6 protein-coding genes are annotated in these 6,231 nt (G+C 71.2%); 5 read left to right on the top strand and 1 reads right to left on the bottom strand.

Going from position 1 to position 6,231, the window contains the following annotated elements:
• On the bottom strand, nucleotides 1-212 hold a 212-nt coding region (locus CH341_RS26880), incomplete at its 3' end, for a hypothetical protein (protein WP_210208629.1).
• Between the two features lie 148 nt (nucleotides 213-360).
• On the opposite strand from CH341_RS26880, the gene CH341_RS26885 reads away from it, so the two are divergent.
• From CH341_RS26885 to recJ, 5 genes are all read left to right on the top strand, one after another.
• A complete protein-coding gene (locus tag CH341_RS26885; protein ID WP_111422031.1) occupies nucleotides 361-624 on the top strand; it encodes a hypothetical protein in 264 nt (87 codons plus the stop codon).
• A 112-nt stretch (nucleotides 625-736) separates the two neighbouring features.
• Entirely contained in the window at nucleotides 737-1,954 is a 1,218-nt protein-coding gene (locus CH341_RS26890) for an LL-diaminopimelate aminotransferase (RefSeq protein ID WP_111422032.1), read from the top strand.
• 36 nt (nucleotides 1,955-1,990) lie between these two features.
• The gene (locus tag CH341_RS26895) at nucleotides 1,991-3,334 is read left to right on the top strand and encodes a homoserine dehydrogenase (protein ID WP_111422033.1); all 1,344 of its coding nucleotides are present in this window, start codon (nucleotides 1,991-1,993) and stop codon (nucleotides 3,332-3,334) included.
• A gap of 48 nt (nucleotides 3,335-3,382) precedes the next feature.
• Nucleotides 3,383-4,405: a class II fructose-bisphosphatase gene (gene glpX, locus CH341_RS26900; protein ID WP_111422034.1), complete on the top strand. Its 1,023-nt coding sequence runs from the start codon at nucleotides 3,383-3,385 to the stop codon at nucleotides 4,403-4,405.
• 130 nt (nucleotides 4,406-4,535) lie between these two features.
• Nucleotides 4,536-6,231 (top strand): single-stranded-DNA-specific exonuclease RecJ (recJ, locus tag CH341_RS26905; RefSeq protein ID WP_111422035.1); only part of this gene is annotated, 1,696 nt, incomplete at its 3' end.

A 6,231-nucleotide genomic window follows, 5' to 3' on the forward strand; every position in this document is an offset into this window, starting at 1 on the left:
CCGGCGCTGTCGAGATGCGGCGCCGGCGTCGGGCCCGGGCCGGCCTCGGGCAGCGGCGGGGTGGCGTAGGTCAGCGGCGGCAGCCCGTCCTCCCCGGCGATCTCCGGCGCGACGCCGTTGCCGTGCGACGGGAGCGCGCTACCGCCCTCCGGCACAGCCGAATCGCGGGTCGCCGAATCGTGGGTGGTGGGCGTGTCCTGGGCGGTATCCATCGGGCAGACGCTCCTTGGTTTCGTCATATTATGCCGGTACCGCAACCGTCAGCCCAGCCTTTCAATTCATCCGATTAGATGTTGGTCACCACGCGCCATGTCCAGAAGCGTATCCCGGCGTCTTCGTGACCGACGGCTCGTTCCGACGGTGCTGATCGTCGCAGCCGGCCTCCTGGCCGGGTGCTCCTCCATGCTGTCGGAAATGCCGCAACAGATCGGCGGGTTGCCGGCCGGCGCGCCGGAACGTTCGGCGGTCCCGCCGGCCTATCCGGCCGTCAACGACGTGCCCCACGCGCGGGCCGACCGCCCGCTGACCGACGCCGAGCGCAAGAAGGTGCAGGCCGACCTCGACGCGGCGCGCGCGGCCGCCGCCAAGCGGGCCGGCGCCACGGCCCCCACCCAGGAGCGCTGACCCCGGCCTAGCGACCCGGACAGCGCCGAACCGTTTACTGATCCGGCGATCATCGTGTTAAAAGCCCGCACGAGCCGGTCAGGGACCGAACTCGCAGCGGAGCTTTCGCACCATGGAAGAATTTCACCGGATTCGCCGTCTCCCGCCCTATGTTTTCGAGCAGGTGAACCGCGCCAAAGCCGCCGCCCGCAATGCCGGTGCCGACATCATCGATCTCGGCATGGGCAATCCCGATCTCCCGGCGCCCGCCCATGTGGTGGAGAAGCTGAAGGAGACGGTGGGCAAGACCCGCACCGACCGCTACTCCGCCTCCAAGGGAATCGCCGGGCTGCGCCGCGCCCAGGCGGCCTATTACGGCCGCCGCTTCTCGGTGAAGCTGAACCCCGACACCCAGGTGGTGGCGACGCTGGGCTCCAAGGAAGGCTTCGCCAACATGGCGCAGGCCATCACGGCGCCGGGCGACGTCGTGCTGGTGCCGAATCCGAGCTACCCGATCCACGCCTTCGGCTTCCTGATGGCGGGCGGCGTGATCCGCTCGGTGCCGTGCGCGCCGGGGCCGGAGCTGTTCCACGCGCTGGAGCGCGCCTGCGCGCATTCGATCCCGAAGCCGACCGCGCTGGTCGTCTGCTATCCGTCCAACCCGACCGCCGAGGTCGCCGATCTCGACTTCTACAAGGACGTCGTCGCCTTCGCCAAGAAGCACGACCTGATCGTGCTGTCCGACCTCGCCTATGCCGAGGTCTATTTCGACGACAACCCGCCGCCCTCGATCCTGCAGGTGCCGGGCGCCTTCGACGTCGCCGTCGAGTTCACCTCGATGTCCAAGACGTTCTCGATGCCGGGCTGGCGCATGGGCTTCGCGGTCGGCAACGACCGGCTGATCGCGGCCCTGGCCCGGGTGAAGTCCTATCTCGACTACGGCGCCTTCACGCCCGTGCAGGTCGCCGCCACGGCCGCCCTCAACGGGCCGGAGGACTGCATCCGCGAGATGCGCGAGATCTACAAGCGCCGGCGCGACGTGCTGGTGGAGAGCTTCGGCCGCGCCGGCTGGGACATTCCGCCGCCCCGCGCCTCGATGTTCGCCTGGTGCCCGATCCCCAAGCCGTTCGACACGCTGGGCTCGATCGAGTTCGCCACCATGCTGGTCGAGAAGGCCGAGGTCGCGGTCGCGCCCGGTGTCGGCTTCGGCGAGCACGGCGACGGCTTCGTTCGTATTGCGTTAGTGGAGAACGAGCAGCGGATCCGTCAGGCGGCCCGCAACTTGCGGCGCTTTCTTGAAACCGGTCCTGAAAAGTTGCACAACGTCGTTCCCCTCGCACAGTCGCGCTGAGCGCGGCGCGTTCCTCCCAGTCAGGTCTTCTCCGAAATGGTTGAGCCGCTCAAAGTAGGTCTCGCGGGACTCGGCACCGTCGGTGGGTCGGTCGCACGCCTGCTGCAGAAGCAGGAGTCCAACGCCTCGGAGTCGAACATCCTGGCGACGCGCTGTGGGCGGCCCATCCGGCTGGTCGCCGCCTCGGCGAAGACCAAGGGCGAGCTCGACGCCCTCGGGCTCGACGGCGTGCGCTTCGTCGACAGTCCTTCGGGGCTCGCCCGGGACCCGGAGATCGAGGCGTTCGTCGAGCTGATGGGAGGCGAGGGCGATCCCGCCAAGTCGGCCATCGAGGCGGCGCTCGCCGCCGGCAAGTCGGTGGTCACCGCCAACAAGGCGCTGCTCGCCCGCCACGGCGTGGCGCTGGCGGCGGCGGCCGAGAAGGCCGGCGTCAGCCTCAACTTCGAGGCGGCGGTCGGCGGCGCGATTCCGGTGGTGAAGACGCTGCGCGAAGGCTTCGCCGGCAACTCCTTCGACCGCGTCTACGGCATCCTCAACGGCACCTGCAACTACATCCTGTCCAGGATGGAGAGCGAGAAGCTCTCCTTCGGCGACTGTCTTCGCGAGGCCCAGCGGCTGGGCTACGCCGAGGCCGACCCGACCTTCGACGTCGAGGGCTTCGACACCGCCCAGAAGATCGCCATCCTGGCGAGCCTCGCCTTCGGCGTGCAGGTCGATCCCGATGCCGTCTATGTCGAGGGCATCTCCTCGATCACGCCCGAGGATCTCGAGGCGGCGGCCGAGCTCGGCTACCGCATCAAGCTGCTCGGCGTCGCGGTGCGCACCGAATCGGGGATCGAGCAGCGCGTCCATCCGACCATGGTGCCGCTCGACCGGCCGCTCGCCCGCGTGATGGGCGTCACCAACGCCGTCACCATCGAGCCGGCCGGCTTCCCGCCCATCACCCTGGTGGGACCGGGCGCCGGTGGGGCGGCCACGGCCTCGGCCGTCGTCGCCGATCTGGCCGACATCGCCCGCGGCGTGCGGACCATGCCGTTCGGCCGGCCGGTGTCGCAGCTCGCCGGCAGCCGCCGCGCTCCCATGCAGCGGCACGAGGGCGGCTATTACATCCGGCTCGCCGCGGTCGACCGGCCCGGCACCTTCGCCACCATCGCCAAGCATCTGGCCGACGAGCACATCTCGCTGGAATCCATCGTGCAGCGGCGGCGCAACGGCGAGCCGCATGGCGGCTCCGATCCGGACCGCACCCAGACCCCCGCGCCGGTCATCCTGGTGACCTACGCCACGTCCGAAGACGCCGTGCGCAAAGCCTTGAGCGAAATCAAAAACAGGGGCGTGATCGCGGGTAACCCTCAGGTCATCCGGATCGAGAAGAACTGACCGGAGCGCCCCTGGGCTCCGGTCGCAGTGAAAGGACTTGTCGTGAGCATGAGCGAGGTCGTCAAAGGTGATCGTAACGTGATCGCCGCCACCCGCCAGCGCGAGACCCTCGACCGCGTGCTCTCGATCGAGATCGTGCGCGTCACCGAACGGGCCGCCGTGGCGGCGGCCCAGTGGCGCGGACGCGGCAACGAGAAGGCCGCCGACCAGGCCGCCGTCGACGCCATGCGGCGCGAGCTCAACCGCCTCCCCATCGACGGCACCGTGGTGATCGGCGAGGGCGAGCGCGACGAGGCGCCGATGCTGTTCATCGGCGAGCACATCGGCAACGGCAAGGGCCCCCGGGTCGACATCGCGGTCGATCCCCTGGAAGGCACCACGCTGTGCGCCAAGGCGATGCCGGGCGCGATCGCCACCATGGCGATGGCGGAAGGCGGCTCGCTGCTCAACGCGCCCGACGTCTACATGGACAAGATCGCCATCGGCCCGGGCTACTCCAAGGGCGTCGTCGATCTCGACGCGCCGCCCGAGCAGAACATCCGGGCGCTGGCCATGGCCAAGGGCGTCAAGCCCGAGGAGATCACGGCGCTGATCCTCGACCGGCCGCGCCATGCCGACCTGATCGCTGCGGTGCGGCGCACCGGCGCCTCGGTGCAGCTGATCTCCGACGGCGACGTCGCCGGCGTCATCCACACGGCCGACCCGGAGACGACCGGCGTCGACATCTATCTCGGCATCGGCGGCGCCCCCGAGGGCGTGCTGGCGGCCGCCGCGCTGTCCTGCATCGGCGGCCAGTTCCAGGGCCGGCTGATCCTCGACAACGAGGAGAAGCGCGAGCGCTCGCGCCGCATGGGCATCCGCGACCCGCGCAAGAAGTATCAGCTCGAGGATCTGGTCACCGGCGACTGCGTGTTCGCCGCCACCGGCATCGTCTCCGGCTCGCTGCTGCGCGGCGTCCGCTTCCGTCCCGGCATCATCGAGACCGAGACCGTGGTGATGCGCTCCACCACCGGCACGGTCCGCTGGATCCGCGCCGAGCACCGCCACTTCCAGAAGTTCCAGATGGGGTGAGGCGGGTTTTCTCCCCGTCATTCCGGGGCGCACCGAAGGTGCGAACCCGGAATCCAGCCACGGATTCGGAGGTCGCCTCTGGATTCCGGGTTCGCCGCTGCGCGGCGCCCCGGAATGACCGGGCCCCCGCATGACCCCCTTCCTCGGCGTCGAAAAGTCCGCCACCGGGCGCGTGTGGCGCGATCGGCTGGACGAGCGCGGGGCGGCGCGGGCGCTGGCCATCGTGCAGCGCACCGGCACGCCGGAGCTTTTGGCGCGCGTCCTCGCGGGGAGGGGCGTCGAGCCGGACGACGTGGCGGAGCATCTCGACCCGACCATCCGCCGGCTGATGCCGGATCCCGCCGGCCTCACCGACATGGAGGCGGCGGCCCGCCGCCTCGCCGACGCGGCCGAGCGCGGCGAGCGCGTCACCGTGTTCGGCGACTACGACGTCGACGGTGCCACCGCGAGCGCCCTGATGACGCTGGTGCTGCGCCAGTGCGGCCTCGATCCCGACATCTACATCCCGGATCGCATCTTCGAGGGCTACGGCCCCAACGTCGAGGCGATCCGCCAGATCGCGGCGCGCAAGACGACGCTGATCGTCGCGGTCGACTGCGGCACGTCGAGCTTCGAGCCGTTCGCCGAGGCGCAGGCGCGCGGCGTCGACGTCGTCGTGGTCGACCACCACATGGCCGACGAGACGCTGCCGCCCACCGTGGCGCTGGTGAATCCGAACCGGCAGGACGACCTCTCGCGGCTCGGCCATCTGTGCGCCGTCGGCCTGGTCTTCATGACCGTGGTGGCGCTGGTGCGCGAGCTGCGCCGGCGCGGCTTCTGGGGCGACGCCCGGCCGGAGCCCGATCTGCTCGCCTATGTAGACCTGGTCGCGCTCGGCACCGTCGCCGACGTGGTCCCGCTGATCGGCCTCAACCGCGCCTTCGTGGCCAAGGGCCTGCTGGGGATGAAGCGGCGCGAGCGCGTCGGCCTCACGGCGCTGATGGACGTGTCGCGGCTCAGCGGGCCGCCCGAGGCGTGGCACCTCGGCTTTCTGCTGGGCCCGCGCATCAACGCGGGCGGTCGGATCGGCCGGGCCGATCTCGGGGCGCGCCTGCTGACGCTCGACGATCCGGTCGAGGCGGGCACGCTCGCCGCCGAGCTCGACCGGCTCAACCGCGAGCGCCAGGCGATCGAGCAGGCGGCGCTCGCCGAGGCCGAGGCCGAGGCGATGGCGGCGCTGGGACTCGAGGAGAAGGGCGCCGTCGTGGTGGTCGCGGCGGCCGGCTGGCACCCGGGCGTGGTCGGCCTGGTCGCGGCGCGGCTGAAGGAGCGCTACGGCCGCCCGGCCTTCGCCATCGCACTCGGACCCGGCGAGACCGGCACCGGCTCGGGTCGCTCGATCGCCGGCGTCGATCTCGGCCGCACCGTCAAGCGCGCCCTCCACGAGGGCATTCTCGAGAAGGGCGGCGGCCACGCCATGGCGGCCGGCGTCACCCTCAAGCGCTCGGCGCTCGGCGCCTTCCGGGCCTTTGTGGAGGAGGCGCTGGCGCCGGCGGTCGAGCTGGCGCGGCGCGATCGTGCCCTGCGCATCGACGGCGCCGTCTCGGCCGCCGCCGTCACGCCGGAGCTGTGCCGCACCCTGGCCCAGGCCGGGCCCTACGGCTCCGGCAACCCGGAGCCCGTGCTGGCGCTGCCCTCCCACACGGTCGCCTATGCGGACGAGGTCGGGCAGGCGCATGTGCGGCTGCGCCTGAAGGGCGGCGATGGCGCCTTCGTCGAGGCGATCGCGTTCCGGGCCGCCGGCCAGCCGCTCGGCCGCGCCCTGCTGGAGAGCCGCGGCCGACGAG

It is taken from the genome of Rhodoplanes roseus (assembly GCF_003258865.1).
GTDB classification, from domain to species: Bacteria; Pseudomonadota; Alphaproteobacteria; order Rhizobiales; family Xanthobacteraceae; genus Rhodoplanes; species Rhodoplanes roseus.

Excerpts from the sequence above, each read along its gene's own strand:
- CH341_RS26890 (WP_111422032.1), top strand. The coding sequence starts at position 737 with ATGGAAGAATTTCACCGGATTCGCCGTCTCCCGCCCTATGTTTTCGAG.
- CH341_RS26895 (WP_111422033.1), top strand. The coding sequence starts at position 1,991 with ATGGTTGAGCCGCTCAAAGTAGGTCTCGCGGGACTCGGCACCGTCGGT.
- glpX (WP_111422034.1), top strand. The coding sequence starts at position 3,383 with ATGAGCGAGGTCGTCAAAGGTGATCGTAACGTGATCGCCGCCACCCGC.